The organism is Serratia sp. M24T3 (genome assembly GCF_000257645.1).
Lineage (GTDB): Bacteria > Pseudomonadota > Gammaproteobacteria > Enterobacterales > Enterobacteriaceae > Rouxiella.
Genome location: NZ_AJHJ01000051.1, coordinates 1 through 26,378 on the forward strand (window position 1 = coordinate 1; position 26,378 = coordinate 26,378).

Here is a 26,378-nt window from a genome sequence, read left to right on the forward strand (position 1 = left end):
AAATTTAGGAATATAAAGAGGGTGCTTAGGCACCCTTTTTTTACGCCTGCTTTCTGAGTAAGGCTCAATGTAAATTTTTAAAATCGCAATTGAAATAGAAATTATTCTCATTTACAGTTATATGAACTGGTTAAATATTGAGTTCGTGTATGTACGTGTGTTTGTGTAATGCGGTCACAGATAAAGTGATTCGTAAAGTCATCCGGCAGCATCAGCCACAAACGATGAAAGAGCTTCGCCAAATTTGCCCTATTGGAACCGACTGTGGTAAATGCATCAGACAGGCCAGGGAGATCCTGGTAGAGGAGCAAGATAACATTACCTACATTATTGAAGTTGCCTGATAAATAGTAAGGTTATTCCTTTCACTCTTTGCTAAGTGGTTCTACACTTCATAGGACCTATAGCGGAGGGCATTACTATGAAAGGCGATACCAAAATGATTTCGCACCTCAACAAGCTGCTAGGAAATGAGCTCGTTGCCATCAATCAGTATTTTCTCCACGCCAGAATGTTCAAAAATTGGGGTTTAATGCGGCTCAATGGCATTGAATACCACGAATCCATCGATGAAATGAAACACGCTGATATCTATATCGAGCGTATCCTATTCCTTGAAGGCATCCCTAATCTGCAAGATCTCGGCAAACTCAATATCGGCGAAGACGTTGAGGAAATGCTTAAGTCCGATCTGGTGCTCGAGCTCGACGGCGCTAAGGATTTGCGTGAGGCCATCGCTTATGCCGATTCAATCCACGACTATGTTAGCCGCGATATCATGATCACTATTCTGGCCGATGAAGAACATCACATTGACTGGATTGAAACCGAAGTCGATCTGATTAGCCGAGTTGGTATCCAGAACTACATCCAGACCCAGATTAAAGAAGAATCTAAAAAAGCGTCACATTAGCTCTAATCTAAAACTATATCTTAATGATCACGCAGAACACGCATCTAGGATCAGCCAGGCTGAGTATTTGCTGGCTGACATAGATAACCCCGCCGACAGTTGCCAGGAAAGGACCAAAAGGAATCTCCCCCCGGGTGCGATAGAAACAGAATCTTAAAACATAAAATATCGCTCCACCAATCGAGGCATATACTGCTACAAAAGGCAGGCACTCCCAGCCCATCCAGGCACCCAGCGCTGCCATGAGTTTGAAATCCCCATAGCCAAGCCCCTCTCTTTTGAATAGCCATTTTCCCAGCCAATAGATAGCCCAAAAGCCTAGGTAACCCGCAGCCGCGCCAATTACTCCACTGACCAGATATTGCGGGGTGAAAATAGCATGCAACAGCAAACCAACCCAAAGCAGTGAAAGAGTAAGCCAGTCGGGCAGCTGAAAGCGAATCACGTCGATATAACTCAGCGCCAATAAGTAACTCACAAATATTGCAGAGGTAATAATGGAATAGCCATGCAAGAGGCCAAGTTGATAAAACTGGTTAAACATTTAATTTTCCTGATGTTCTTAAAGCAAAATATCGTTAGCAGCGAGGATAGGGCTTTAGCGGCGGCAAACAATCCTAAAAAAGAGATCGATGGAACAAGCTTTTAGCTTTGAGTGATGCTGCACAAAACGGCTTGCAACGAATGTTGGGGGAGGGGAACGTGTACGAAATAAACACACTTTATTGCCAGCAGGGGTTGCTTACTTTCCTGAGTTACGTATAATGCGCGGGCTTACCTAATCTTGGTAAGCCTAATTCGATATGAATTAGTTGTCAGGCAAAGTAACCGCCTGGCAAACAATACTCCCGATATGGGGGTTATGTGAAGAACGATTACACTCTCCCATCAATCGAAATGGGACCGAGGAGTAATCATTTTACGTTTAAAATAATTGGAGCTCTGGTCTCATGCAGAACCAAAGAATCCGTATCCGCCTGAAAGCGTTTGATCATCGTCTGATTGATCAATCAACCGCGGAAATCGTTGAGACCGCGAAGCGCACTGGTGCGCAAGTTCGTGGTCCAATTCCGCTGCCGACCCGCAAAGAGCGCTTTACCATTCTGATTTCTCCGCACGTCAACAAAGATGCGCGTGATCAGTATGAGATTCGCACTCACAAGCGTCTGGTTGACATCGTTGAGCCAACCGAGAAAACCGTTGATGCTCTGATGCGTCTGGATCTGGCTGCTGGTGTAGACGTGCAGATCAGCCTGGGTTAATCGGGTCATCGAGCGATTGAGAGGTTGAAACGATGAGTACTTTAGAAAAGAAAAAGATTGGCCTAATCGGTAAGAAATTGGGTATGACACGTATCTTCACAGAAGACGGCGTTTCTATTCCAGTTACTGTTATCGAGATTGAAGGCAACCGCGTTACTCAGATCAAAGATCTGGAAAACGACGGATACCGCGCTGTGCAGGTTACTACTGGTAGCAAAAAAGCTAACCGTGTAACCAAACCAGAAGCGGGCCACTTCGCTAAAGCTGGCGTAGAAGCTGGCCGTGGTCTGTGGGAATTCCGTCTTGCAGAAGGCGAAGAGTTCACTGCAGGTCAAGAAATTAGCGTTGAGATCTTCGCAGACGTTAAGAAAGTAGACGTTACTGGTACATCTAAAGGTAAAGGTTTCGCGGGTACTGTTAAACGCTGGAACTTCCGTACTCAAGATGCTACACACGGTAACTCCTTGTCTCACCGCGTTCCGGGTTCTATCGGTCAGAACCAGACTCCGGGCAAAGTGTTCAAAGGCAAGAAAATGGCAGGCCAACTGGGTAACGAGCGTGTAACCGTTCAAAGCCTGGACGTAGTACGTGTTGACGCTGAGCGCAACCTGCTGCTGGTCAAGGGTGCTGTTCCGGGTGCTACCGGTGGCAACCTGATCGTTAAACCTGCTGTTAAGGCTTAACGTCGAGGAGATAGGAATGGAATTAGTAGTGAAAGACGCGCAGAGCGCGCTGACTGTTTCCGAAACTACCTTCGGGCGTGATTTCAATGAAGCGCTGGTACACCAGGTTGTTGTTGCTTATGCAGCAGGTGCCCGTCAAGGTACTCGCGCTCAGAAGACCCGTGCTGAAGTAACTGGTTCCGGTAAAAAACCATGGCGTCAGAAAGGTACTGGCCGTGCGCGTGCAGGTTCTGTAAAGAGCCCAATCTGGCGTTCGGGTGGTGTGACCTTTGCTGCCAAGCCACAGGACCACAGTCAAAAAGTAAATAAAAAGATGTACCGCGGCGCGCTGAAAAGCATCCTGTCCGAACTGGTACGTCAAGATCGTTTGATCGTTGTCGAGACGTTCTCTGTAGAAGCGCCTAAAACTAAGCTGCTGGCACAGAAACTGAAAGACATGGCTCTGGAAGACGTGCTGATTGTAACCGGCGAAGTCGACGAGAATCTGTTCCTGGCCGCGCGTAACCTGTACAAGGTTGACGTTCGCGACGTAGCAGGTATCGATCCAGTAAGCCTGATCGCCTTCGACAAAGTCGTTATGACTGCTGACGCAGTTAAGCAAGTTGAGGAGATGCTGGCATGATTCGTGAAGAACGTCTGCTGAAAGTGCTGCGCGCGCCGCACGTTTCTGAAAAAGCATCCGCCGCGATGGAAAAGAACAACACCATCGTACTCAAAGTTGCCCTCGACGCGACTAAAGCAGAAATCAAAGCTGCGGTTAAGAAACTGTTTGAAGTCGAAGTCGAAGACGTTAACACCTTGCTGGTTAAAGGCAAGTCTAAACGTCACGGTCAGCGTGTTGGTCGTCGTAGCGACTGGAAAAAAGCTTACGTCACCCTGAAAGAAGGCCAGAATCTGGACTTCATCAGCGGCGCAGAGTAAGTCGGAGGAGTAAGCACAATGGCAATTGTTAAATGTAAACCTACATCTCCGGGCCGTCGCCACGTTGTTAAAGTGGTTAACCCTGAGCTGCACAAGGGTAAACCTTTTGCTCCGCTGCTTGAGAAATTGAGCAAAAGCGGTGGCCGTAACAACAATGGCCGAATCACCACCCGTCATATCGGTGGTGGCCACAAGCAACATTATCGTCTGGTTGACTTCAAACGCAACAAAGACGGTGTAGCTGCAGTGGTTGAGCGTCTGGAGTACGATCCGAACCGTTCCGCGAACATCGCGCTGGTTCTGTACAAAGACGGCGAACGCCGTTACATCCTGGCGCCGAAAGGCCTGAAAGTGGGTGACCAGATCCAATCTGGCGTTGATGCTGCAATCAAAGTGGGTAACACCCTGCCGATGCGCAACATCCCAGTTGGTTCAACGGTTCATAACGTAGAAATGAAACCAGGTAAAGGCGGCCAGCTGGCTCGTTCTGCTGGTGCCTACGTTCAGATCGTTGCTCGTGATGGTTCCTACGTAACTCTGCGTCTGCGCTCTGGCGAAATGCGTAAAGTTCAGATCGACTGCCGCGCTACCATGGGCGAAGTTGGTAACTCTGAACATATGCTTCGCGTTCTGGGTAAAGCAGGTGCTGCACGTTGGCGTGGTATTCGTCCTACCGTTCGCGGTACTGCGATGAACCCAGTCGATCACCCACACGGTGGTGGTGAGGGTAAAAACTTTGGTAAACACCCAGTAACACCATGGGGCGTTCAGACCAAAGGTAAGAAAACCCGTAGCAACAAGCGTACTGACAAGTTCATTGTACGTCGCCGTAGCAAAAAATAATTAGAGGATAAGCCATGCCACGTTCTCTCAAGAAAGGTCCTTTTATTGACCTGCACTTGCTGAAGAAGGTAGAGAAAGCGGTGGAAAGCGGAGACAAGAAGCCTTTGCGCACTTGGTCCCGTCGTTCAACGATCTTTCCTAACATGATCGGTTTGACCATCGCTGTCCATAATGGTCGTCAGCACGTACCAGTGTTTGTTTCCGATGAAATGGTCGGTCACAAGCTGGGTGAATTCGCGCCGACTCGTACTTATCGCGGCCATGCGGCTGATAAAAAAGCTAAAAAGCGCTAAGGTAGGAGGAAGAGATGGAAACTATAGCTAAACATCGCCACGCTCGTTCTTCTGCTCAGAAGGTTCGCCTTGTTGCAGACCTGATCCGCGGTAAGAAAGTGTCGCAAGCTCTGGAAACTCTGGCCTACACCAACAAGAAAGCTGCTGGTCTGGTTAAGAAGGTGCTGGAGTCTGCCATTGCTAACGCAGAACACAACGATGGCGCTGACATCGATGATCTGAAAGTCTCGAAGATTTTCGTAGACGAAGGCCCAAGCATGAAGCGTATTATGCCGCGTGCTAAAGGTCGTGCAGATCGCATTCTGAAGCGCACCAGCCACATTACTGTGGTTGTGTCCGATCGCTGAGACTCTGGAGACTAGCAATGGGTCAGAAAGTACATCCTAATGGTATTCGCCTAGGTATTGTCAAACCTTGGAATTCTACCTGGTACGCAAATACCAAAGAATTCGCTGACAACCTGGACAGCGACTTTAAAGTTCGTCAGTTCTTGACTAAAGAATTGGCGAAAGCTTCCGTTTCTCGCATCGTTATCGAGCGTCCAGCGAAGAGCATCCGTGTGACTATTCACACCGCTCGTCCTGGCATCGTTATCGGCAAGAAAGGTGAAGATGTCGAAAAACTGCGTAAGGTCGTAGCGGATATCGCTGGCGTTCCTGCACAGATTAACATCGCCGAAATCCGTAAACCGGAACTTGACGCAAAATTGGTTGCTGACAGCATCACTTCACAGCTGGAACGTCGCGTTATGTTCCGTCGTGCTATGAAGCGTGCAGTTCAGAACGCAATGCGTCTTGGCGCTAAAGGTATCAAAGTTGAAGTAAGCGGCCGTCTTGGCGGTGCTGAAATCGCGCGTACCGAATGGTACCGTGAAGGTCGTGTTCCACTGCATACTCTGCGTGCGGATATCGATTACAACACATCTGAAGCGCACACCACTTATGGTGTAATCGGCGTTAAGGTATGGATCTTCAAAGGTGAGATCCTGGGTGGTATGGCTGCAGTTGAACAACCGGAACCGGCTGCTCAACCTAAAAAGCAGCAGCGTAAAGGCCGCAAGTAAGGAGAGTCGCTGATGTTACAACCAAAGCGTACAAAATTCCGTAAGGTGCACAAGGGCCGCAACCGTGGCCTTGCGCAAGGTACGGATGTGAGCTTCGGCACTTACGGTCTGAAAGCTGTTGGCCGTGGTCGCCTGACTGCTCGTCAAATTGAAGCAGCACGTCGTGCGATGACCCGTGCAGTTAAGCGTCAAGGTAAGATTTGGATCCGTGTATTCCCGGACAAACCAATCACCGAGAAGCCACTTGAAGTTCGTATGGGTAAAGGTAAGGGTAACGTTGAGTATTGGGTTGCCCTGATCCAGCCTGGTAAAGTCCTGTACGAAATGGACGGTGTGCCTGAAGAGCTGGCGCGTGAAGCATTCCAGCTTGCAGCAGCGAAACTGCCTATTAAAACCACCTTTGTAACTAAGACGGTGATGTAATGAAAGCAAAAGAGCTGCGTGAAAAGAGCGTGGAAGAGCTGAACGTTGAGCTTCTGAACCTGTTGCGTGAGCAGTTTAACCTGCGCATGCAAACGGCCAGCGGCCAGCTGCAGCAAACACACACGTTGAAGCAAGTGCGTCGTGATGTTGCACGTGTTAAGACTTTACTGACTGAGAAGGCGGGCGCGTAATGAGTGACAAGATCCGTACTCTGCAAGGTCGTGTGATCAGTGACAAGATGGAAAAATCTATCGTTGTTGCGATTGAGCGTTTCGTGAAGCACCCAATCTACGGTAAATTCATCAAGCGTACGACTAAGCTGCACGTACATGACGAGAACAACGAATGCGGTATCGGCGACGTCGTTGAAATTAGCGAATGCCGTCCGCTGTCAAAGACTAAGTCTTGGACACTGGTTCGCGTTGTAGAGAAAGCAATTCTGTAATAGAATCGCGTTCTCGAAAATGAATAAACGGCTCATGGAGACCTGGGCCGTTTATTTTTTCTACCCATAATGAATAAGCAGTGTTATAATGCTGCGCCCTCATTTGTGGGGATTTCTATATGGCCTATTGTTAGGTCTTATAAGTTGTAGTTGACATTAGCGGAGCACTAACATGATCCAAGAACAGACTATGCTGACCGTGGCCGACAACTCCGGTGCACGTCGCGTAATGTGTATCAAGGTTCTGGGTGGCTCGCACCGTCGCTACGCAGGCGTTGGCGATATCATCAAAATTACCATCAAGGAAGCAATTCCTCGCGGTAAGGTGAAAAAAGGCGACGTGCTGAAGGCGGTAGTGGTGCGCACCAAGAAGGGTGTTCGTCGCCCGGACGGTTCTGTCATTCGCTTCGATGGCAATGCATGCGTTATTTTAAATAATAACAGCGAGCAGCCAATCGGCACGCGTATTTTTGGGCCGGTAACTCGTGAACTGCGTAATGAGAAGTTCATGAAAATTATCTCTCTGGCACCAGAAGTACTCTAAGGAGCGAACCATGGCAGCGAAAATCCGTCGTGATGACGAAGTTATCCTGCTTACCGGCAAAGATAAAGGTAAGCGTGGTAAAGTAAAAAATGTCCTGTCTTCTGGCAAGGTCATTGTTGAAGGTATCAACCTGGTTAAGAAACATCAGAAGCCTCAACCGGCTCTGAACCAACCAGGCGGCATCGTTGAAAAAGAAGCTGCTGTTCAAGTTTCTAACGTTGCAATCTTCAACACGGCAACCGGTAAGGCTGACCGTGTAGGCTTTAGATTCGAAGACGGCAAAAAAGTCCGTTTCTTCAAGTCTAACAGCGTAACTATCAAGTAATTTGGAGTAGTACGATGGCGAAACTGCATGATTACTACAAAGACGATGTCGTAAAGAAACTCATGTCTGAGTTTAATTACAATTCTGTCATGCAAGTCCCTCGGGTCGAGAAGATCACCCTGAACATGGGTGTTGGTGAAGCGATCGCTGATAAGAAACTGCTGGATAACGCAGCAGCTGACTTAGCAGCTATCTCTGGTCAAAAGCCGTTCATCACCAAAGCACGCAAATCAGTTGCAGGCTTCAAAATCCGTCAGGGCTATCCGATCGGCTGTAAAGTAACCCTGCGTGGCGAACGCATGTGGGAATTCTTTGAGCGTCTGATCACTATTGCTGTACCACGTATCCGTGACTTCCGTGGCTTGTCCGCTAAGTCATTCGACGGCCGTGGTAACTACAGCATGGGCGTGCGTGAACAGATCATCTTCCCGGAAGTCGACTATGACAAAGTCGATCGCGTTCGTGGTTTGGATATTACCATCACCACTACTGCGAAATCCGATGATGAAGGCCGCGCTCTGCTGGCTGCCTTTAACTTCCCGTTCCGTAAGTAAGGTAGGGTTACTAATGGCTAAGCAATCCATGAAAGCACGCGAAGTCAAGCGCGTGAAACTGGCAGATAAATTCTTCGCTAAACGCGTTGAATTGAAAGCAACTATCTCTGACGTGAACGCTTCCGACGAAGATCGTTGGGATGCCGTTCTTAAGCTGCAGACTCTGCCGCGTGATTCCAGCCCGTCTCGTCAGCGTAATCGCTGCCGTCAAACTGGTCGTCCGCACGCTTTCTTGCGGAAGTTCGGGTTGAGCCGTATTAAGGTCCGTGAAGCCGCTATGCGCGGTGAAATTCCGGGTCTTAAAAAGGCTAGCTGGTAATTGTCACCAATTGAATCACGGGAGTAATGACAGATGAGCATGCAAGATCCGATCGCGGATATGCTGACCCGTATCCGTAACGGTCAGGCCGCGAACAAAGTTGCGGTCACCATGCCTTCCTCTAAGCTGAAACTGGCTATTGCCAACGTGCTTAAAGAAGAAGGCTACATTGAAGAATTTAAAATCGAAGGCGACGCCAAACCTGAACTGGAATTAGTACTGAAGTACTTCCAGGGCAAGGCAGTGGTAGAGAGCATTCAACGAATCAGCCGTCCTGGCCTGCGCATCTACAAGAAAAAAGATGAGCTGCCAAAGGTTATGGCCGGTTTGGGTATCGCTGTTATTTCTACCTCTAAAGGTGTTATGACTGATCGTGCAGCTCGCCAGGCTGGTCTTGGTGGCGAGATTATCTGCTACGTAGCTTAATCGGGAGGAAAGCATGTCTCGTGTTGCAAAAGCACCCGTCGTCATTCCTACCGGCGTAGAGGTAAAACTCAACGGTCAGGTTATTACGATTAAGGGTAAAAACGGCGAGCTGTCTCGTACTATCCATGACGCCGTTGAAGTTAAACAGGAAGATAACGCTCTGACCTTTGGTCCGCGCGAAGGCTTCGCAAACGCATGGGCCCAAGCGGGTACCACTCGTGCACTGTTGAACTCAATGGTTATAGGTGTTACCGACGGCTTCACTAAAAAGCTTCAATTGGTTGGTGTTGGTTACCGTGCTGCTATCAAAGGCAACGCGGTGAGTTTGGCCCTGGGTTTTTCCCATCCGGTCGAACACCAGCTGCCGGCAGGCATTACTGCAGAATGTCCAACTCAAACTGAAATCGTGCTGAAAGGCGCTGATAAGCAGGTGATTGGTCAAGTTGCTGCAGATTTACGTGCCTACCGTCGTCCTGAGCCTTATAAAGGCAAGGGTGTCCGTTACGCCGACGAAGTCGTGCGTACCAAAGAGGCTAAGAAGAAGTAAGGTAACACTATGGATAAGAAATCTGCTCGTATCCGTCGTGCGACCCGCGCACGCCGCAAGCTCAAAGAACTGGGTGCGACACGTCTGGTGGTACATCGTACCCCGCGTCATATTTACGCACAGGTGATTGCACCTAACGGTTCTGAAGTATTAGTTGCTGCTTCTACAGTAGAAAAAACTATTACTGAGCAATTGAAGTATACCGGTAACAAAGATGCCGCAACTGCTGTAGGTAAAGCAATTGCAGAACGCGCATTGGAAAAAGGGATTTCGAAAGTATCCTTTGACCGTTCCGGTTTCCAATATCATGGTCGAGTCCAGGCACTGGCAGATGCTGCCCGTGAAGCTGGCCTTCAGTTCTAAGGTAGAGGTGTAAGATGTCACACATCGAAAAACAAGCTGGCGAACTGCAGGAAAAGCTGATCGCGGTAAACCGCGTATCCAAAACCGTAAAAGGTGGCCGTATTTTCAGCTTTACCGCACTGACAGTAGTTGGTGATGGTAACGGTCGCGTTGGTTTTGGCTACGGCAAAGCACGCGAAGTTCCGGCAGCGATCCAGAAAGCGATGGAGAAAGCCCGTCGCAACATGTTGAACGTCGCGCTGAACAGCGGCACCCTGCAGCATCCTGTTAAAGGTGCTCATACGGGTTCTCGCGTGTTCATGCAGCCGGCTTCTGAAGGTACCGGTATTATCGCCGGTGGTGCAATGCGCGCCGTCCTGGAAGTCGCAGGGGTACACAACGTATTGGCTAAAGCTTATGGTTCCACTAACCCGATCAACGTGGTTCGTGCAACTATCGCAGCTTTGGAAGATATGAAGTCCCCAGAAATGGTCGCTGCCAAGCGTGGTAAGTCCGTCGAAGAAATTCTAGGGAAATAACCATGGCAAAGACTATTAAAGTAACTCAAACAAAAAGCAGCATCGGTCGTTTGCCGAAACACAAGCAAACTTTGACTGGTTTAGGTCTGCGTCGTATTGGTCACACTGTAGAACGTGAAGATACACCTTCTGTTCGCGGCATGATCAATCTGGTTTCCTACATGGTTAAGGTTGAGGAGTAAGAGATGCGTTTAAATACTCTGTCTCCGGCTGACGGTGCCAAGCAGGCGCCAAGGCGTGTAGGTCGTGGTATTGGTTCTGGCCTGGGTAAAACCGGCGGCCGTGGTCACAAAGGTCAGAACTCACGTTCTGGCGGTGGCGTACGTCGTGGTTTTGAAGGTGGTCAGATGCCTTTATATCGTCGTTTGCCGAAATTCGGCTTCACCTCTCGCAAAGCTATGATCACGGCAGAAGTTCGTCTGTCTGAACTGGCTCTTGTTGAAGGCGACGTTATCGACCTAAACACGCTGAAAGCCGCTAACGTAATTGGTATCCAGATCGAGTTCGCGAAAGTAATCCTTTCAGGCGAAGTTGCTCGTCCGGTAACCGTACGTGGTCTGCGTGTCACCAAAGGCGCTCGTGTTGCTATCGAAGCTGCTGGCGGTAAAATAGAGGAATAAGTAGCAGATGGCTAAGCAACCGGGATTAGATTTTCAAAGTGCTAAAGGTGGACTTGGCGAGCTGAAGCGCAGACTTTTGTTTGTTATCGGTGCGCTGATTGTTTTCCGTATCGGCTCTTTTATTCCGATCCCTGGTATTGATGCCACTGTACTTGCTAAAATGCTCGAGCAGCAAAGAGGCACCATCATTGAAATGTTTAACATGTTCTCTGGTGGTGCTCTTAGCCGTGCTTCGATCTTTGCTCTGGGAATCATGCCGTATATTTCGGCATCGATTATTATCCAGCTGTTAACGGTGGTTCATCCAGCGTTAGCAGAAATAAAGAAAGAAGGGGAGGCTGGCCGTCGTAAGATTAGCCAGTACACCCGCTACGGTACGCTGGTTTTGGCCGTATTCCAGTCAATCGGTATTGCTACCGGTTTACCGAATATGCCTGGTATGCAAGGTCTGGTGTTAAACCCAGGCCTTTCATTCTACTTTACTGCAGTTGTGAGTCTGGTTACCGGGACAATGTTCCTGATGTGGCTGGGTGAACAGATTACTGAACGTGGTATCGGTAACGGTATTTCAATCATAATCTTTGCTGGTATTGTAGCGGGTCTCCCGACAGCTGTTGGCCATACTATCGAACAGGCTAGACAAGGCGACCTGCACTTCCTCCTGTTGCTGTTGGTTGCAGTATTAGTGTTTGCAGTGACGTTCTTTGTTATCTTTATGGAACGTGGTCAACGTCGTATCGTCGTTAACTACGCCAAACGTCAACAAGGTCGTCGTGTTTATGCAGCACAGAGCACACACTTACCGTTGAAAGTGAATATGGCCGGCGTAATTCCTGCTATTTTTGCTTCCAGCATCATTCTGTTCCCGGCCACGATTGCATCATGGTTCGGTGGCGGAACTGGTTGGAACTGGCTGACAACAATTTCGCTGTATTTGCAGCCTGGGCAACCGCTTTATGTGTTACTCTATGCTACTGCAATCATCTTCTTCTGTTTCTTTTATACTGCGTTGGTGTTCAACCCGCGTGAGACAGCAGATAACCTGAAGAAGTCCGGTGCATTTGTACCAGGAATTCGTCCGGGAGAGCAAACGGCGAAGTATATTGATAAGGTAATGACCCGCCTGACTTTGGTCGGCGCGTTGTACATTACTTTTATCTGCCTTATCCCGGAGTTCATGCGTGACGCAATGAATGTTCCATTCTACTTCGGTGGCACATCGCTGCTCATCGTAGTTGTGGTCATCATGGACTTTATGGCTCAAGTGCAAACTCTGATGATGTCAAGTCAGTATGAGTCTGCGCTGAAGAAAGCAAACCTGAAAGGCAATAATCGCTAATCTGGTGTGTTTGCGAAGTAACGGAGAGTAAAAATGAAAGTTCGTGCTTCCGTCAAGAAATTATGTCGTAACTGCAAAATTGTTAAGCGTAACGGTGTCGTTCGCGTAATCTGCAGCGCCGAGCCGAAGCATAAACAGCGTCAAGGCTGATTATCTCGCATATTTTTCTTGCAAAGTTGGGTTGAGCTGGCTAGATTAGCCAGCCAATCTTTTGTATGTAAGCTGCATCACTATTTGAGTATCCTGAAAACGGGCTTTTCAGAATGGTGTTGCCGTATATAAATAGTAGGAGTGCATAGTGGCCCGTATAGCAGGCATTAACATTCCTGATCAGAAACATACCGTGATCGCATTAACTTCGATCTACGGTATCGGTAAAACCCGCTCACAGGCTATCTGTGCTGCGTCTGGTATTGCTGAAAATGTTAAGATCAGAGAGCTGTCTGAAGAGCAAATCGAATTGCTGCGTGACGAAGTCGCCAAGTTCATTGTTGAAGGTGATCTGCGTCGTGAAGTCACCCTGAGCATCAAGCGTCTTATGGACCTTGGAACTTATCGTGGTTTGCGTCATCGTCGTGGTCTTCCAGTACGCGGTCAGCGTACCAAGACTAACGCACGTACCCGTAAGGGTCCGCGCAAACCGATCAAGAAATAATCGGGGTGATAGAATAAATGGCAAAGGCACCTGTTCGTACACGTAAGCGTGTAAGAAAACAAGTCTCTGACGGCGTGGCTCATATCCATGCGTCTTTCAACAACACCATTGTGACTATTACCGATCGTCAGGGTAATGCTTTGGGTTGGGCAACAGCTGGTGGTTCCGGTTTCCGTGGTTCTCGTAAATCCACTCCGTTCGCAGCTCAGGTTGCAGCAGAGCGCTGTGCAGATGCAGTGAAAGAGTACGGTATCAAGAATCTGGAAGTTATGGTTAAAGGACCTGGTCCTGGTCGTGAGTCTACTATCCGCGCATTAAACGCGGCTGGTTTCCGCATCACTAATATTACTGATGTGACTCCTATCCCTCATAACGGTTGTCGTCCGCCGAAAAAGCGTCGCGTATAACGCTGCTTTTAGGATTGTTGGAGAGAGAAAATGGCAAGATATTTGGGTCCTAAGCTCAAGCTTAGCCGTCGTGAGGGCACAGATTTATTCCTTAAATCTGGTGTTCGCGCGATCGATACCAAGTGTAAGATTGATCAAGCTCCTGGTCAGCACGGTGCGCGTAAACCGCGTCTGTCTGACTATGGCGTGCAGTTACGTGAAAAGCAAAAAGTTCGCCGTACCTACGGTGTTCTGGAGCGCCAGTTCCGTAACTACTACCAAGAAGCAGCCCGCCTGAAGGGCAACACCGGTGAAAACCTGTTGCAACTTCTGGAAGGTCGTCTGGATAACGTTGTTTACCGTATGGGCTTCGGCGCTACGCGTGCAGAGTCACGCCAGCTGGTTAGCCACAAAGCAGTTATGGTAAACGGTCGCGTTGTCAACATCGCTTCTTATCAGGTATCTCCGAATGACGTTGTCAGCATCCGTGAGAAAGCTAAAAAGCAATCTCGCGTGAAGGCCGCTTTGGAGTTGGCTGAACAGCGTGAAAAGCCGACTTGGCTTGAAGTTGATGCTGCTAAGATGGAAGGTCAGTTCAAACGTAATCCTGAACGCGCCGATCTGTCAGCTGACATTAACGAACACCTGATCGTCGAGCTTTACTCTAAGTAAAGCTTAGTACCAAAGAGAGGACACAATGCAGGGTTCTGTGACAGAGTTTCTAAAACCGCGCCTGGTAGATATCGAGCAAGTCAGTTCGACGCACGCCAAGGTGACCCTTGAGCCTTTAGAACGTGGCTTTGGCCATACTTTAGGCAACGCACTGCGCCGTATTCTGCTTTCATCCATGCCGGGTTGCGCGGTGACCGAGGTTGAGATTGATGGTGTACTGCATGAGTACAGCACCAAAGAAGGCGTACAGGAAGACATCCTGGAAATCCTGCTCAACCTGAAAGGGCTGGCGGTGAGAGTTCAAGGGAAAGATGAAGTTATTCTTACCCTGAATAAGTCTGGCATTGGCCCTGTGACTGCAGCCGACATTACCCATGATGGTGATGTCGAAATCGTCAAGCCGCAACACGTTATCTGCCACCTGACCGATGAAAACGCTGCTATCAGTATGCGTATCAAAGTTCAGCGCGGTAGGGGTTATGTGCCGGCGTCTGCCCGAATTCATTCGGAAGAAGATGAGCGCCCAATTGGTCGTCTGTTAGTAGATGCATGCTACAGCCCTGTAGAGCGAATTGCCTACAATGTTGAAGCAGCGCGTGTAGAACAGCGTACTGATTTGGACAAGCTGGTTATCGAAATGGAAACCAACGGTACGATCGATCCTGAAGAGGCGATCCGTCGTGCGGCAACCATTCTTGCTGAACAACTTGAAGCTTTTGTTGATTTACGTGATGTACGTCAACCAGAAGTCAAAGAAGAGAAGCCGGAGTTCGATCCAATCCTGCTGCGCCCTGTTGACGATCTGGAATTGACTGTCCGCTCTGCTAACTGCCTCAAAGCAGAAGCAATCCACTACATCGGTGATCTGGTACAGCGTACCGAAGTTGAGCTTCTTAAGACGCCTAACTTAGGTAAAAAATCTCTTACCGAGATTAAAGACGTACTTGCTTCCCGTGGTTTGTCTCTGGGCATGCGCCTGGAAAACTGGCCACCTGCAAGTATTGCTGACGAGTAACCGGATCACAGGTTAAGGTTTTACTGAGAAGGATAAGGTCATGCGCCATCGTAAGAGTGGTCGTCAACTGAACCGTAACAGCAGCCACCGTACGGCTATGTTCCGTAACATGGCCGGCTCTTTGGTTCGTCATGAAATAATCAAGACGACCCTGCCGAAAGCGAAAGAGCTGCGTCGCGTTGTTGAGCCGCTGATTACTCTTGCCAAGACCGACAACGTTGCAAATCGTCGTCTGGCATTCGCCCGTACTCGTGATAACGAGATCGTGGCAAAACTGTTTAATGAACTGGGCCCGCGTTTCGCGAGCCGTGCCGGTGGTTACACTCGTATTCTTAAGTGTGGTTTCCGTGCAGGCGACAATGCGCCGATGGCATACATCGAGCTCGTTGATCGTGCAGAGTCAAGCGCAGAAGTAGCAACTGCTGAATAATCTGTAGATGCATGAAAAGACCGGGCCAAAAGCCCGGTTTTTTTACATTTAAATTTTGCCCTATTCATTAATTGTTTTCCGCCACAGTTTCCTCTATTACCCTTTCAAAAGCCTATCTAAACAATATCAGTCAGTTAACTTCTGACAAGCTTTGTAGATATTGCTCCGCTCTACGCTTTTATCTTTCACCGCGCTATGCTAACCATCAGTTTTCATTTTATTCTGCAGGAGACGCTATGTTTCTGAGTGATCAATGGGCCGAAAGACATATTCTTGATGCACAGGCTAAAGGTGAGTTCGACAACCTTCCTGGAGCAGGTTCACCGCTAGTAATGGATGACGATAGTGGTGTCCCTCCAGAGCTGCGCGTAGCTTATCGGATACTCAAAAATGCCGGTTATTTGCCGCCTGAAATTCAGGACCGTAAAGAGGCGGTTGATTTACAGATACTGTTGAAACAGGTTGCCGCAGATTCTGAAGATTACCTCAAGGCAGAGAAACGGTTAACTATTCTAAGACTTCGTCTTCATCAGGCTGGCATGAGCACTGACTTCCTCGATGAGGTTAATTATCAGGCCAGATTACAAAAACAGTTCATTGGAGAACATGATGTTTAAGATTGGTGAATTAGCCAAACTCGCCGACGTGACGCCGGATACCATCCGTTATTATGAAAAGCAGGGCATGATGTCATTGGGAGTGCGGAGTGAATCCGGTTACCGTCTTTACACTGAGAATGATCTTCAGCGGCTGCGGTTTATACGCTATGCAAAAACGACGGGTTTTACGTTGGAAGCCATCAGTGAATTATTATCGATCCGCATCGATCCTGCACAGCACACCTGCCAAGAGTCAAAATCGATCGTCGACCGCCGCTTGTCTGAGGTTGAGCATAAGTTGAGCGAGCTGTTGCGCATGCGTGATTCACTACAACGACTTAGTGCAGCTTGTTGTGGCGGGGCACATACCAGTCGCAGTTGCTCAATCATTGAGGCACTGGAAAACGGTGCCAGTGGCGATATTGCAAATTAACAAAATAGGGTCTAGATTTATCTCCGCAGTGATAATTGCTGCGAAACGCCAATATAATGAGGTGACTATGAGTCAGTATAAACACAATAAAGGTGTGATTCAGGACAATGCAATTCAAGCATTGCTGCATGATCCACTGTTCCGCCAACGGGTAGAAAAAAGTTTGAAAGGTAAAGGCAGCTATCGCCGCAAAGATAAAAAAGGTAAAGGAGCAAATTGGGAGGGCAGTCTTAAACGTTTTAATCTGATGATTGCATAAAACATTTAACACTGCTTTCCTGATAACTCTCTAATTCCTCAGTTAATTTCCTACAATAAAAAAGCCATCGTCTCCGATGGCTTTTTTAATCTAAATTCTTGGTTATAGGCGCGGGGTTTGCTGTTCTTTCAGCAGATCGCGGATCTCGGTCAATAATATTTCTTCAGCAGTTGGCTTTGGAGGGGCTGCCGGTGCGGCCTCTTCTTTCCTGCGCAATTTACTTATTAACTTAATAGCACAGAAAATAGCCAAGGCAACGATGACGAAATCAAAAATGTTCTGAATGAAAACACCGTAATGCATCACTACGGCAGGCGCTGTTCCGACAGCATCACGTAGTACCCATTGGAAAGATTTAAAATCTACGCCGCCAATTAACAAACCCAGCGGAGGCATAATAATATCGGCAACCAAAGATGAAACTATTTTACCAAATGCTGCACCGATGATCACACCAACCGCTAGATCAACCACGTTGCCGCGCATGGCAAAGTCGCGAAAATCCTTCACAAAACTCATAATGTAACTCCTTGGCAAATCCACTAATTATGTCAAACAAAGTAAAGACCATTTGTAGCAGATGCGCTACTGGTGTTATTAATATTTGCCTAAATTCGTATTAAATTTAACTTAAGTTGATTTTTTAAAGGAAGAACGGGCTCGGTTGGAACAATCTTTCCACATCGCGAACGAATTTTTTGTCGGTAATAAACATCACTACGTGATCGCCTTGCTGAATGCGCGTCATGCCGCTTGCGATGATCACTTCATTACCGCGCACAACAGCACCAATCGTGGTACCCGGTGGTAGTTTTATCTGCTCAACGGTGCGTCCGACAACTTTCGAAGTACTTTCATCACCGTGTGCAATCGCCTCGATTGCTTCGGCAACTCCGCGACGCAGGGAGGAAACGCTAACTATATCCGCCTTACGTACGTGACCCAGCAGGGCAGAAATTGTTGCCTGCTGTGGAGAGATGGCGATATCAATTACGCTTCCCTGAACAAGGTCAACGTAGGCGCTACGCTGGATAAGCACCATCGCCTTTTTAGCGCCCATGCGCTTTGCCAACATAGCGGACATAATATTCGCTTCATCATCGTTAGTGATGGCAATAAACACGTCGACCTGCTCAATATGTTCTTCTGCCAGTAATTCCTGGTCAGAAGCATCACCATAAAACACGATGGTATCTTGCAACAACTCAGCTAATTCTGCAGCACGCTGCTGATCGCGTTCGATTAGCTTGACGCTATAGTTTTTCTCAAGACGCATGGCCAAACCTGCACCGACATTGCCGCCGCCCACAATCATAATGCGCTTGTAGGGTTTTTCCAGACGCTGTAATTCGCTCATCACTGCACGAATATGCTGAGAGGCCGCTACGAAGAATACTTCATCACCGGCTTCGATAATGGTAGAGCCCTGCGGTCGAATTGGGCGATCTTGACGAAATATCGCGGCCACGCGGGTATCAATATGCGGCATATGCTCACGCATGGCTGACAACGCGCTGCCTACTAACGGGCCACCGTAATAGGCTTTTACCGCCGCGATGCTGACTTTACCTTCGGCAAAGTTCACTACCTGTAATGCGCCAGGATACTCAATCAGCTTGTAGATGTAGTCGATGACCAGCTGCTCGGGAGAGATTAGGTGGTCAATTGGCACGGCTTCTGGCTGGAATAACTTCTCGGACTCACGAATGTATTCAGGCGAGCGTATCCGGGCAATTCGGTTAGGCGTATTGAATAATGAGTAGGCTATCTGGCAAGCCACCATGTTGGTTTCATCAGAGCTGGTCACGGCAACCAGCATATCGGCATCTTCTGCTCCGGCTTCACGTAGAACACGAGGATGTGAACCGTGGCCCTGAACGACACGCAGATCGAACTTGTCCTGCAACTGTCGCAGGCGAGAGGTATTGGTATCAACGATAGTAATATCATTGTTCTCACCGACCAGATTTTCTGCCAGCGTGCCGCCAACCTGGCCAGCACCGAGAATTATTATTTTCATAGCACTCTCTGTATTGCTTAAAATGTCGTCAAGGGCCGCCGACTTAACAAGATGACGTTAGCCTTTGATCAGCTTGGCGTAATAGAAACCATCACCACTGTTTGCATCAGGGAGATTTTGTTTGCCTGGTCGCTCAATATCCCCGGTTTCTACCAGTCTAGCCTCCGGATGACGGGCAAGGAAGGCAGTAATCTGTTCGCTGTTCTCTTCGGGGAGGATGGAACAGGTGGCATACACTAATGTGCCTTGTGGTTTAAGCGTAGGCCAAATTGCTTCCAGAATCTCCGCCTGCAGGCTCGCCAGCTCGGTAATGTCGCTGTCTCTGCGCAGCCATTTAATATCTGGATGACGGCGAATAACCCCAGTTGCCGAGCAAGGTGCATCAAGCAGGATCTTGTCGAAGACCTTGCCGGTAGCCCAAACGTGAGGCTCTCGACCATCGCCCTGTTTCACTTCGGCATGTAGGCCGAGGCGTTGCAGGTTTTCATGAACACGTTGCAAACGCTGCTTGTCGACATCTACCGCTAAAACGTGAGCCTTAGGGGCAGCCTCGAGAATATGTGTGGTTTTTCCGCCTGGCGCACAGCAAAGATCGAGGATCGCTTCGCCGTCTTGCGGATCCAGCAGATCAACACTGCCTTGAGCCGAGGCATCCTGAACCGTTACCCATCCTTGATCAAATCCAGGTAAGGATGTCACGCCGCACGGAGTTTCCAGACGCAGGGCATCCGCATAATCGGGATGTGGATGAGCTTCGATTCCGGCCTCGATTAACAGAGCCAGATACGCATCGCGAGTATGATGTTGACGATTTACGCGTAACCACATTGGCGGACGCTGGTTGTTGGCGTCAAGAATTTGCTGCCACTGTTCAGGGTAGGCATTTTTGATTCGTTTCAACAACCAGCTAGGATGCAGGTAGCGGCTATCGTTGTTTTGCATACGTTGCAGAAGATCGACTTGCTGACGCTGAAACTGACGCAACACGCCGTTGATTAACCCTTTTAGCTGTGGACGCTTCAGGGCGACTGCACCTTCAACGGTTTCGGCGAGAATGGCGTGTGGCGGGATGCGGGTATGCAGCATTTGATACAAACCGACCATTAGTAGATAGTGCAGCGTACGCTGTTTACCTGTCAAAGGTTTGGCCATCAACTGCTGTAAGCACCATTCCAGCTCGGGTAAAACGCGGAGTGTGCCAAAACACAGTTCTTGCAGCAGCGCCTTGTCTTTATCGGCGATACTTTTCTGCAAGCCTGGAAGGATGGTCGACAGTGACTGGCCCTGATCCAAAACCTGGCTGATTGCTTTTGCAGCAATGCTGCGGAGGTTATAGGTGTTTTTCATAGTCAAAAAAGCTGACCTCAGTCAGCATGCCGACCTGAGCCAGCATAAATAAAAGGAGAGAGCAGAACCCGGCATCTTGAATGAGTCGAGGATACCGGGTGGCGTTATTAGTTTAAAACGGTGCCTGGCGTGAACCATTCACTGCGTGAATTCAGCAGATCCTGAGCAGACATCGGTTTTTTACCCGCAGGCTGAAGTTGGGTAATGTTTAGCACGCCTTGTGCGGTGGCTATCTGAATGCCTTTTTTATCCGCCGCGAGAATCGTGCCCGGCGCAAGGCCGCTTTTATCGGCATCGATAACCTGCGCCTGCCAGACTTTCACCGGCTGATCATCGATGACAAAGTAGCTTACCGGCCACGGATTGAAAGCACGAATGCAACGCTCGAGCTGCCCCGCGCTCAGTGACCAATCCAGGCGTGCTTCTTCCTTGCTCAGCTTTTCTGCATAGGTGACCAGCGATTCGTCCTGAACTTCAGGGCTGGCGGTTCCTTGCTCAAGCTGTTGCAGCGTTTCTAACATGCCAACAGGGCCAAGCTCGGCAAGCTTGGCATAAAGCGTCGCACTGGTATCTTCGGCTTCGATCGGGCAGTGAATTTTATGCAGCATATCGCCGGTATCAAGACCAACGTCCATTTGCATAATTGTCACGCCGGTTTCAGCATCACCGGCCCACAGCGAACGCTGGATAGGCGCCGCTCCGCGCCAGCGAGGCAGCAGAGAACCGTGAACATTGATGCAACCCAGTTTCGGCATGGCCAACACCGCTTTGGGTAAAATCAGTCCATAGGCAACCACCACCATCACGTCGGCCTGTAAATCAGCAACCAGGTGCTGATTTTCTTCAGGTCGCAGGGATTTTGGCTGAAACACAGGGATGTCATGTTGCAGAGCCAGGGTCTTTACTGGGCTGGGAGTTAATTTATTTCCCCGTCCTGCCGGGCGGTCGGGCTGCGTGAAAACGCCAACAATCTGATGTTCAGATGTTAAAAGCGCGTCAAGATGACGCGCTGCAAAATCAGGGGTACCGGCAAAAATTATTCGCAAAGCACATTTCCTGTACAAAAGAGGCTGTAAAGCGAGCCTGGGAAAATCGGCTTATTAAAAATAGCCTGAGATGACTAACGCAACGTGCAGCAATTAGCCGCGAGCGTTGAGCTTCGCCAGTTTTTCCATCTTCTGACGGATGCGCTGACGTTTCAGAGGCGATAAGTAATCGACGAACAGCTTGCCAATCAGGTGGTCCATCTCGTGCTGAATGCAAATCGCCAGCAGCTCATCGGCTTCAAGCTCAAAGCTTTTGCCGTTTCTGTCGAGCGCACGGATCTTCACATTTGCTGCACGAGGCACGAGACCGCGTTGGTCAGGGATAGACAGACAGCCTTCTTCGATGCCCGTTTCACCGCTTTGCTCCAGCAGTTCAGGGTTAATCAGCACCAACTGTTGGCTCTTATCGTCAGTAACATCAATAACGATAATGCGCTGGTGGATGTTCACCTGAGTTGCGGCCAGCCCGATACCTTCTTCGGCATACATCGTTTCGAACATATCATCGACGATCTGCTGAATTTCGGCGTTAACTTCTTTGACTGGTTTAGCAACAATGCGAAGCCTGTCGTCTGGGAAATGCAATATTTGTAATACGGACATAAATCTCTGGATCTTTATTCAAAGGATTGACGATATATAATCTCTATTCTAGACATTTCCGGCTCTGATTGACAGCATCGTGTATCAATTGAGCATGGCGTCGCGGTGGCGTCTGAACGGGAAATATCGACCATGACACAACAGGAAGTGTGGCTCAGGTTATCCGAGGTGAGAGGGCTAGGCGCAGCGAGGTTGTGTTGGCTGGTCGATGAACTGATCAATCACGATCGTCACACCTTTGCCTTGCTCGCTGCGCTCGGGTTAAACGAGGCTCAGATTACCGCCTATCTTCATCCTCGGTTGATTGATATCAATGCATCTTTGAAATGGACTGAAGAAGAGGATCAGCATCTGATCTGTTTCAACAGCGCCGACTATCCTCCGCTGTTGAAACAGATCGCCTCGCCGCCACGGTTGCTTTACGTAAAAGGGCCTCTGGAGCTGCTCAACTCACCACAATTAGCGATGGTCGGCAGCCGTCACTGCAGCAGCTATGGTGAACACTGGGCGCAATATTTTGCTGCCGGATTGGTTAACTCTGGTTTTACTATTACGAGCGGACTGGCTCTCGGCATTGACGGAATCTGCCACCGCGCGGCTTTGGAAGCCAAGGGTAAAACCGTGGCGGTGTTGGGGAGCGGGCTGCGACGGATCCATCCACGCTGTCATACTTCGCTGGCGGATCGCATTGTCGAGCAGGGAGGCGCGCTGGTTTCAGAATTTCCACTCAATATGCCGCCAATACCGCATAACTTCCCACGCAGAAATAGAATTATCAGTGGGATGAGTGTTGGCGTATTGATTGTGGAAGCCTCCCAACGCAGCGGTTCGCTGATTACTGCACGTTGTGCGCTGGAGCAAGGAAGGGAGGTCTTCGCATTGCCCGGAGCAATAGACAGCCCTAACAGTGAGGGATCCCATTGGCTTATCAAACAGGGCGCTTACCTGGTGACAGACCCGATTGATATCGCCGAGCATATCGGCAGCGGATTGACCTGGCTATCGGCAGAAAAATCGTCTTTTTTCACCGATTCGGCCTCGTTACGCGAAAAAATTGCTGCCGAAGTAAATATTTGTGCTGAAGTTGCTGAACTTGAATTGCCATTTGTCGATGTGTTGGCTAACGTAGGATATGAGGTGACACCTGTTGACGTCGTCGCTGAACGTGCCGGCCAACCTGTGCCAGTGGTAGTAGGTAAACTGCTCGAGCTGGAGTTAGCAGGATGGATCGCAGCTGTATCCGGCGGCTATGTCCGAATTAGGAGGGCAGGCCATGTTCGACGTACTAATGTACTTATTTGAAACTTACATTCACAACGAAGCGGAGATGAGTGTCGACCAAGATAGTTTAACGGATGACTTAACCGAGGCTGGATTTCATCGGACTGATATCCACAATGCATTAAATTGGCTTGAAAAACTTGCTGATCTGCAAGAGGGCGGTACTCCATCCTATTTACTGGATGCAGATCCTTTTGCTCTGAGAGTTTATACCGACGAAGAAATGAGTCGCTTAGATGTCAGCTGCCGGGGCTTCCTGCTATTTCTGGAACAGATTAAAGTGTTGAATGTCGACACCAGGGAGATGGTCGTCGATCGTGTTATGGCTCTGGATACCGACGAGTTCGATCTTGAAGACCTTAAGTGGGTCGTGCTGATGGTTCTCTTTAATATTCCAGGATATGAAAGTGCATACCAGCAAATGGAAGAGCTGTTATTTGATGTTAATGAAGGTTATCTGCACTAAAGCGATTTAGTATTCGCCTGTCAGATAACGGGTAAAACACAGAGTATGACTAAAGCAACGCTTTTTGCTGGGAAGCAAAGTGAAATTTGTCCGGAATGCGGGGCCTGTTTGGTGATCCGTAGTGGTCGCCACGGCCCTTTTCTAGGCTGTTCCAACTATCCTGAATGTCAGCACATCCGACCGTTAAAAGCTCAGGCCGATGGCCATATCGTTAAAATTCTCGATGGACAGCTTTGTCCCAAGTGCCAGGCAACGCTGGTTTTACGACAGGGGCGATATGGCATGTTCATCAGCTGTTCGGATTATCCGGCATGCGACCATACCGAAGTTATCGATAAACCTGAAGAAACGACACTATCTTGCCCGCAGTGCGGTCAGGGCCATTTGCTGCAACGCAAATCCCGTTTCGGTAAAGTGTTTCATGCCTGCAACCGCTATCCAGATTGCCAGTTTGCAATCAACAATATTCCAGTGGCCGGGACCTGCGAGTTCTGCCAATATCCATTATTGATGGAAAAGAAAACGGCGCAGGGAATCAAGCTATTCTGTGCCAGTAAGCTATGCGGTAAAGCCGTAGTAAAAGTAGATTAAACTCATGACGACACAACAATCCAATCTGTCTGCCATCTTGCAGGCATTAGAGCTTCAACACGTTATTGCCTATCCGACCGAGGCCGTTTTTGGTCTGGGTTGTGACCCCGATAGTGAGCAGGCTGTCGAGGCGCTGCTGGCGCTTAAGCAAAGACCGCGCGATAAAGGTCTGATCCTAATCGCCGACAGCTACGAGCAACTGTTACCTTATATAGATGATTCTCGGCTAAGTGCCGATCGTCGAGAGCAGATTTTTGCCAGTTGGCCGGGGCCGGTGACTTGGGTTATGCCCGCTAAAGCTACCACGCCGCAATGGCTTACCGGGCGTTTTAGCTCACTGGCCGTGCGTGTTAGCGATCATCCATTGGTTAAACAACTCTGCCGCCAGTATGGCAAACCTCTGGTTTCAACCAGTGCGAATCTTAGTGGCCAGCCTCCAGGCCGCACGGCAGACGATGTTAGAATGCAGTTTGGTTCTGATTTCCCTGTGCTGGAAGGAAACGTCGGTGGGCGGGAAAACCCGTCTGAAATCAAAGATGCTGCTACCGGCGAACTTATACGCCAAGGTTAAGGAAAATCTGTCATGTCTTCTTTCGCTGTATTCGGTAACCCAATCGGTCATAGCAAGTCACCGCGTATTCACGCCCTTTTTGCCGAGCAAACCGGGATCAACCATCAGTACGGTACTGTTTTGGCACCTCATGATGAGTTTGAAGAAACGTTGCGCGGCTTCTTTGCTAATGGCGCAAGCGGAGCAAATATTACTGTTCCATTTAAGGAGCGCGCCTTTGCCGAGTCTGATGAACTCTCGGATCGCGCTGCGCTGAGCGGTGCTGTTAATACATTGAAGAAGCTTGAAGATGGTCGATTGCTGGGGGATAACACCGACGGCATTGGTATGATTAGCGATCTGCAACGTTTAAATATGATCAAAGCAGGCGATCGCGTTCTGCTGGTGGGTGCCGGAGGAGCAGCGCGTGGCGTAATCCTGCCGCTGTTAGCTCACGGTTGCCGAGTAGTAGTCACCAATCGTACTTTTGAGCGCGCCCAGCATCTGCATTCTATCTTTGCAGCCAAGGGTGATATTACCGCCGTTGCGCTAAACGATCTCGACGGACTGGCTTTTGATTTAATCATCAATGCCACGGCTTCAGGAATTAAAGGTGATGTACCCGCGATCCCTGTTGCTGTCGTAACGGCAGAAACCCGCATCTACGATATGTTTTATCAGGCGGGTGAAACACCGTTTATTGCCTGGGCAAAACAATGCGGTGCAAAATACGCGGCAGATGGCTTGGGTATGCTGGTGGGGCAAGCCGCTCACGCCTTCTATTTATGGCACGGCGTAATGCCTGAGATTGAACCGGTTTTGACTCAGTTAAAGCAGGATCTGGCCGGTTAAGATATTAAAGGGGGATCAGTTTATTCGAATCCCCTCTATATATAGATGAAGGAGAAGGTTGTTACTTATCTTCTCCCGATAAGTATTCATCTTTCCATTTAACGTAGTTATTAGATGAATAGGTTAAACCAGCAATCTCTTCGGCGCTCAGTTCGCGAATCCGTTTAACCGGGCTCCCCAGATACAGGTAGCCGCTCTCTAATCGTTTACCGGGCGGTATCAGACTTCCCGCGCCAATCATTACGTCATCTTCAATAATCGCGCCATCCAGCACAATCGATCCCATTCCAACCAGTACTCTATTGCCCACGGTGCAGCCGTGCAGCATAGCTTTATGTCCTACCGTTACGTCTTCGCCAATAATTAGCGGGAAACCTTCCGGGTTATGAGCAGACTGATGGGTGACGTGCAATACACTGCCGTCCTGAATATTGCTGCGACAGCCAATGACTACCCCGTTAACGTCACCACGAATGGCAACCAGGGGCCAGACGCTGACGTCATCAGCCAGATCCACATCGCCGATAATCACGCTAGTGGGATCAACCATTACGCGATCGCCCAATTTTGGATGCGTTCCTTTATAGGATCTTAATGCTTGTGACATGACTTATTCCTCTCTAATGAGATTAATGCTTTCCGCAATATAGTCGTTGGATCAATGAATACCTAGTTTTGCCCGGCAGGATCGTTGATAAAACATGCGGATCGGACAAGAACTCCGCGAAAGGAACGAAAAACAGGCAGTCAGAATTAAAAGATCAATAAACGC

45 protein-coding genes are annotated in these 26,378 nt (G+C 49.0%); 38 read left to right on the forward strand and 7 right to left on the reverse strand.

What is annotated here, in order from left to right:
* Nucleotides 1-149 precede the first annotated feature (149 nt).
* Together bfd and bfr are read left to right on the forward strand one after the other, a co-directional pair.
* The gene (gene bfd / locus SPM24T3_RS24925) at nucleotides 150-344 is read left to right on the forward strand and encodes a bacterioferritin-associated ferredoxin (RefSeq protein ID WP_009639172.1); all 195 of its coding nucleotides are present in this window, start codon (nucleotides 150-152) and stop codon (nucleotides 342-344) included.
* Between the two features lie 77 nt (nucleotides 345-421).
* Nucleotides 422-913: a bacterioferritin gene (bfr, locus tag SPM24T3_RS22650; protein ID WP_009639173.1), complete on the forward strand. Its 492-nt coding sequence runs from the start codon at nucleotides 422-424 to the stop codon at nucleotides 911-913.
* 13 nt (nucleotides 914-926) lie between these two features.
* On the opposite strand, the gene SPM24T3_RS22655 is transcribed toward bfr, so the two are convergent.
* Complete coding sequence (locus SPM24T3_RS22655) at nucleotides 927-1,457, reverse strand: A24 family peptidase (RefSeq protein ID WP_009639174.1); 531 nt, start codon at nucleotides 1,455-1,457, stop codon at nucleotides 927-929.
* A 406-nt stretch (nucleotides 1,458-1,863) separates the two neighbouring features.
* On the opposite strand from SPM24T3_RS22655, the gene rpsJ reads away from it, so the two are divergent.
* From rpsJ to SPM24T3_RS22810, 31 genes are all read left to right on the forward strand, one after another.
* The gene (gene rpsJ / locus SPM24T3_RS22660) at nucleotides 1,864-2,175 is read left to right on the forward strand and encodes a 30S ribosomal protein S10 (RefSeq protein WP_009639175.1); all 312 of its coding nucleotides are present in this window, start codon (nucleotides 1,864-1,866) and stop codon (nucleotides 2,173-2,175) included.
* A gap of 32 nt (nucleotides 2,176-2,207) precedes the next feature.
* Nucleotides 2,208-2,858 carry a 50S ribosomal protein L3 gene (gene rplC / locus SPM24T3_RS22665; protein ID WP_009639176.1) on the forward strand — a complete coding sequence of 217 codons (651 nt, stop codon included), beginning with the start codon at nucleotides 2,208-2,210 and terminating at the stop codon, nucleotides 2,856-2,858.
* Nucleotides 2,859-2,874: 16 nt separating this feature from the next.
* Nucleotides 2,875-3,480, forward strand: coding sequence for a 50S ribosomal protein L4 (rplD, locus tag SPM24T3_RS22670; protein ID WP_009639177.1), 606 nt, complete (start codon nucleotides 2,875-2,877; stop codon nucleotides 3,478-3,480).
* Nucleotides 3,477-3,779: a 50S ribosomal protein L23 gene (rplW, locus tag SPM24T3_RS22675; RefSeq protein WP_009639178.1), complete on the forward strand. Its 303-nt coding sequence runs from the start codon at nucleotides 3,477-3,479 to the stop codon at nucleotides 3,777-3,779. Before rplD ends, rplW begins: the two co-directional genes overlap by 4 nt.
* Nucleotides 3,780-3,797: 18 nt before the next feature.
* The gene (gene rplB, locus SPM24T3_RS22680; protein WP_009639180.1) at nucleotides 3,798-4,622 is read left to right on the forward strand and encodes a 50S ribosomal protein L2; all 825 of its coding nucleotides are present in this window, start codon (nucleotides 3,798-3,800) and stop codon (nucleotides 4,620-4,622) included.
* 14 nt (nucleotides 4,623-4,636) lie between these two features.
* Nucleotides 4,637-4,915, forward strand: a complete 279-nt coding sequence (gene rpsS / locus SPM24T3_RS22685; RefSeq protein WP_004929772.1) for a 30S ribosomal protein S19 — start codon at nucleotides 4,637-4,639, stop codon at nucleotides 4,913-4,915.
* Nucleotides 4,916-4,929: 14 nt separating this feature from the next.
* The gene (gene rplV / locus SPM24T3_RS22690) at nucleotides 4,930-5,262 is read left to right on the forward strand and encodes a 50S ribosomal protein L22 (protein WP_009639181.1); all 333 of its coding nucleotides are present in this window, start codon (nucleotides 4,930-4,932) and stop codon (nucleotides 5,260-5,262) included.
* Nucleotides 5,263-5,279: 17 nt separating this feature from the next.
* Nucleotides 5,280-5,978, forward strand: a complete 699-nt coding sequence (gene rpsC / locus SPM24T3_RS22695) for a 30S ribosomal protein S3 (protein WP_009639182.1) — start codon at nucleotides 5,280-5,282, stop codon at nucleotides 5,976-5,978.
* 12 nt (nucleotides 5,979-5,990) lie between these two features.
* On the forward strand, nucleotides 5,991-6,401 hold the full coding sequence (rplP, locus tag SPM24T3_RS22700) for a 50S ribosomal protein L16 (protein WP_009639183.1): 411 nt from the start codon (nucleotides 5,991-5,993) through the stop codon (nucleotides 6,399-6,401).
* Nucleotides 6,401-6,592 carry a 50S ribosomal protein L29 gene (gene rpmC, locus SPM24T3_RS22705; RefSeq protein WP_009639184.1) on the forward strand — a complete coding sequence of 64 codons (192 nt, stop codon included), beginning with the start codon at nucleotides 6,401-6,403 and terminating at the stop codon, nucleotides 6,590-6,592. Before rplP ends, rpmC begins: the two co-directional genes overlap by 1 nt.
* Nucleotides 6,592-6,846, forward strand: coding sequence for a 30S ribosomal protein S17 (gene rpsQ, locus SPM24T3_RS22710; RefSeq protein WP_009639185.1), 255 nt, complete (start codon nucleotides 6,592-6,594; stop codon nucleotides 6,844-6,846). The genes rpmC and rpsQ overlap by 1 nt, the downstream gene beginning before the upstream one ends.
* A 172-nt stretch (nucleotides 6,847-7,018) precedes the next feature.
* Nucleotides 7,019-7,390 (forward strand): 50S ribosomal protein L14, encoded by a 372-nt coding sequence (gene rplN, locus SPM24T3_RS22715; protein ID WP_008457164.1) that lies wholly within the window; start codon nucleotides 7,019-7,021, stop codon nucleotides 7,388-7,390.
* Nucleotides 7,391-7,400: 10 nt separating this feature from the next.
* Nucleotides 7,401-7,715, forward strand: a complete 315-nt coding sequence (gene rplX / locus SPM24T3_RS22720) for a 50S ribosomal protein L24 (RefSeq protein ID WP_009639186.1) — start codon at nucleotides 7,401-7,403, stop codon at nucleotides 7,713-7,715.
* 14 nt (nucleotides 7,716-7,729) lie between these two features.
* Entirely contained in the window at nucleotides 7,730-8,269 is a 540-nt protein-coding gene (gene rplE, locus SPM24T3_RS22725; RefSeq protein ID WP_009639187.1) for a 50S ribosomal protein L5, read from the forward strand.
* Nucleotides 8,270-8,282: 13 nt separating this feature from the next.
* Nucleotides 8,283-8,588 carry a 30S ribosomal protein S14 gene (gene rpsN, locus SPM24T3_RS22730; RefSeq protein WP_009639188.1) on the forward strand — a complete coding sequence of 102 codons (306 nt, stop codon included), beginning with the start codon at nucleotides 8,283-8,285 and terminating at the stop codon, nucleotides 8,586-8,588.
* 33 nt (nucleotides 8,589-8,621) lie between these two features.
* Nucleotides 8,622-9,014 carry a 30S ribosomal protein S8 gene (gene rpsH / locus SPM24T3_RS22735; RefSeq protein WP_009639189.1) on the forward strand — a complete coding sequence of 131 codons (393 nt, stop codon included), beginning with the start codon at nucleotides 8,622-8,624 and terminating at the stop codon, nucleotides 9,012-9,014.
* Nucleotides 9,015-9,027: 13 nt separating this feature from the next.
* Nucleotides 9,028-9,561: a 50S ribosomal protein L6 gene (rplF, locus tag SPM24T3_RS22740; RefSeq protein WP_009639190.1), complete on the forward strand. Its 534-nt coding sequence runs from the start codon at nucleotides 9,028-9,030 to the stop codon at nucleotides 9,559-9,561.
* 9 nt (nucleotides 9,562-9,570) lie between these two features.
* Nucleotides 9,571-9,924 (forward strand): 50S ribosomal protein L18, encoded by a 354-nt coding sequence (gene rplR, locus SPM24T3_RS22745; protein WP_009639191.1) that lies wholly within the window; start codon nucleotides 9,571-9,573, stop codon nucleotides 9,922-9,924.
* 14 nt (nucleotides 9,925-9,938) lie between these two features.
* A complete protein-coding gene (rpsE, locus tag SPM24T3_RS22750) occupies nucleotides 9,939-10,442 on the forward strand; it encodes a 30S ribosomal protein S5 (protein WP_009639192.1) in 504 nt (167 codons plus the stop codon).
* 2 nt (nucleotides 10,443-10,444) lie between these two features.
* Nucleotides 10,445-10,624, forward strand: coding sequence for a 50S ribosomal protein L30 (gene rpmD / locus SPM24T3_RS22755; protein WP_009639193.1), 180 nt, complete (start codon nucleotides 10,445-10,447; stop codon nucleotides 10,622-10,624).
* Nucleotides 10,625-10,627: 3 nt separating this feature from the next.
* Complete coding sequence (gene rplO / locus SPM24T3_RS22760) at nucleotides 10,628-11,062, forward strand: 50S ribosomal protein L15 (protein ID WP_009639194.1); 435 nt, start codon at nucleotides 10,628-10,630, stop codon at nucleotides 11,060-11,062.
* A 7-nt stretch (nucleotides 11,063-11,069) separates the two neighbouring features.
* A complete protein-coding gene (gene secY, locus SPM24T3_RS22765) occupies nucleotides 11,070-12,401 on the forward strand; it encodes a preprotein translocase subunit SecY (RefSeq protein WP_009639195.1) in 1,332 nt (443 codons plus the stop codon).
* A gap of 33 nt (nucleotides 12,402-12,434) precedes the next feature.
* Complete coding sequence (gene rpmJ / locus SPM24T3_RS22770; RefSeq protein ID WP_002227352.1) at nucleotides 12,435-12,551, forward strand: 50S ribosomal protein L36; 117 nt, start codon at nucleotides 12,435-12,437, stop codon at nucleotides 12,549-12,551.
* Between the two features lie 148 nt (nucleotides 12,552-12,699).
* A complete protein-coding gene (rpsM, locus tag SPM24T3_RS22775) occupies nucleotides 12,700-13,056 on the forward strand; it encodes a 30S ribosomal protein S13 (protein ID WP_009639196.1) in 357 nt (118 codons plus the stop codon).
* 17 nt (nucleotides 13,057-13,073) lie between these two features.
* On the forward strand, nucleotides 13,074-13,463 hold the full coding sequence (gene rpsK, locus SPM24T3_RS22780) for a 30S ribosomal protein S11 (RefSeq protein ID WP_004929731.1): 390 nt from the start codon (nucleotides 13,074-13,076) through the stop codon (nucleotides 13,461-13,463).
* Nucleotides 13,464-13,493: 30 nt separating this feature from the next.
* The gene (rpsD, locus tag SPM24T3_RS22785) at nucleotides 13,494-14,114 is read left to right on the forward strand and encodes a 30S ribosomal protein S4 (protein ID WP_009639197.1); all 621 of its coding nucleotides are present in this window, start codon (nucleotides 13,494-13,496) and stop codon (nucleotides 14,112-14,114) included.
* 25 nt (nucleotides 14,115-14,139) lie between these two features.
* The gene (gene rpoA / locus SPM24T3_RS22790; protein ID WP_002919219.1) at nucleotides 14,140-15,129 is read left to right on the forward strand and encodes a DNA-directed RNA polymerase subunit alpha; all 990 of its coding nucleotides are present in this window, start codon (nucleotides 14,140-14,142) and stop codon (nucleotides 15,127-15,129) included.
* A 40-nt stretch (nucleotides 15,130-15,169) separates the two neighbouring features.
* Nucleotides 15,170-15,559 carry a 50S ribosomal protein L17 gene (gene rplQ / locus SPM24T3_RS22795; protein WP_009639198.1) on the forward strand — a complete coding sequence of 130 codons (390 nt, stop codon included), beginning with the start codon at nucleotides 15,170-15,172 and terminating at the stop codon, nucleotides 15,557-15,559.
* A gap of 236 nt (nucleotides 15,560-15,795) precedes the next feature.
* Entirely contained in the window at nucleotides 15,796-16,176 is a 381-nt protein-coding gene (locus SPM24T3_RS22800; RefSeq protein ID WP_009639199.1) for a DUF1992 domain-containing protein, read from the forward strand.
* Complete coding sequence (zntR, locus tag SPM24T3_RS22805; protein ID WP_009639200.1) at nucleotides 16,169-16,591, forward strand: Zn(2+)-responsive transcriptional regulator; 423 nt, start codon at nucleotides 16,169-16,171, stop codon at nucleotides 16,589-16,591. The genes SPM24T3_RS22800 and zntR overlap by 8 nt, the downstream gene beginning before the upstream one ends.
* A gap of 67 nt (nucleotides 16,592-16,658) precedes the next feature.
* Complete coding sequence (locus SPM24T3_RS22810) at nucleotides 16,659-16,850, forward strand: alternative ribosome-rescue factor A (RefSeq protein ID WP_009639201.1); 192 nt, start codon at nucleotides 16,659-16,661, stop codon at nucleotides 16,848-16,850.
* Nucleotides 16,851-16,952: 102 nt separating this feature from the next.
* Here SPM24T3_RS22810 and mscL read toward each other — a convergent pair whose 3' ends face one another.
* The 5 genes from mscL to def form a co-directional block, all read right to left on the reverse strand.
* On the reverse strand, nucleotides 16,953-17,369 hold the full coding sequence (gene mscL, locus SPM24T3_RS22815) for a large-conductance mechanosensitive channel protein MscL (RefSeq protein ID WP_009639202.1): 417 nt from the start codon (nucleotides 17,367-17,369) through the stop codon (nucleotides 16,953-16,955).
* A gap of 124 nt (nucleotides 17,370-17,493) precedes the next feature.
* Nucleotides 17,494-18,870 carry a Trk system potassium transporter TrkA gene (gene trkA, locus SPM24T3_RS22820; RefSeq protein ID WP_009639203.1) on the reverse strand — a complete coding sequence of 459 codons (1,377 nt, stop codon included), beginning with the start codon at nucleotides 18,868-18,870 and terminating at the stop codon, nucleotides 17,494-17,496.
* Between the two features lie 57 nt (nucleotides 18,871-18,927).
* On the reverse strand, nucleotides 18,928-20,217 hold the full coding sequence (gene rsmB, locus SPM24T3_RS22825) for a 16S rRNA (cytosine(967)-C(5))-methyltransferase RsmB (RefSeq protein WP_009639204.1): 1,290 nt from the start codon (nucleotides 20,215-20,217) through the stop codon (nucleotides 18,928-18,930).
* 107 nt (nucleotides 20,218-20,324) lie between these two features.
* Nucleotides 20,325-21,281, reverse strand: coding sequence for a methionyl-tRNA formyltransferase (fmt, locus tag SPM24T3_RS22830; RefSeq protein WP_086013248.1), 957 nt, complete (start codon nucleotides 21,279-21,281; stop codon nucleotides 20,325-20,327).
* 75 nt (nucleotides 21,282-21,356) lie between these two features.
* Complete coding sequence (gene def / locus SPM24T3_RS22835) at nucleotides 21,357-21,866, reverse strand: peptide deformylase (protein WP_009639206.1); 510 nt, start codon at nucleotides 21,864-21,866, stop codon at nucleotides 21,357-21,359.
* Between the two features lie 132 nt (nucleotides 21,867-21,998).
* Between def and dprA the strand changes: the two genes are divergently transcribed.
* From dprA to aroE, 5 genes are read left to right on the forward strand one after another with little or no spacing between them, the layout of a single operon-like run.
* Complete coding sequence (gene dprA / locus SPM24T3_RS22840) at nucleotides 21,999-23,168, forward strand: DNA-protecting protein DprA (protein WP_037379608.1); 1,170 nt, start codon at nucleotides 21,999-22,001, stop codon at nucleotides 23,166-23,168.
* Complete coding sequence (locus tag SPM24T3_RS22845; RefSeq protein ID WP_009639208.1) at nucleotides 23,140-23,613, forward strand: DUF494 family protein; 474 nt, start codon at nucleotides 23,140-23,142, stop codon at nucleotides 23,611-23,613. Before dprA ends, SPM24T3_RS22845 begins: the two co-directional genes overlap by 29 nt.
* 45 nt (nucleotides 23,614-23,658) lie before the next feature.
* A complete protein-coding gene (locus tag SPM24T3_RS22850) occupies nucleotides 23,659-24,204 on the forward strand; it encodes a type I DNA topoisomerase (protein WP_009639209.1) in 546 nt (181 codons plus the stop codon).
* A gap of 4 nt (nucleotides 24,205-24,208) precedes the next feature.
* Nucleotides 24,209-24,775: an L-threonylcarbamoyladenylate synthase type 1 TsaC gene (gene tsaC, locus SPM24T3_RS22855; RefSeq protein ID WP_009639210.1), complete on the forward strand. Its 567-nt coding sequence runs from the start codon at nucleotides 24,209-24,211 to the stop codon at nucleotides 24,773-24,775.
* Nucleotides 24,776-24,787: 12 nt separating this feature from the next.
* Nucleotides 24,788-25,606 carry a shikimate dehydrogenase gene (gene aroE / locus SPM24T3_RS22860; RefSeq protein WP_009639211.1) on the forward strand — a complete coding sequence of 273 codons (819 nt, stop codon included), beginning with the start codon at nucleotides 24,788-24,790 and terminating at the stop codon, nucleotides 25,604-25,606.
* A 61-nt stretch (nucleotides 25,607-25,667) separates the two neighbouring features.
* On the opposite strand, the gene SPM24T3_RS22865 is transcribed toward aroE, so the two are convergent.
* The gene (locus tag SPM24T3_RS22865) at nucleotides 25,668-26,213 is read right to left on the reverse strand and encodes a gamma carbonic anhydrase family protein (RefSeq protein WP_009639212.1); all 546 of its coding nucleotides are present in this window, start codon (nucleotides 26,211-26,213) and stop codon (nucleotides 25,668-25,670) included.
* Between the last annotated feature and the right edge of the window lie 165 nt (nucleotides 26,214-26,378).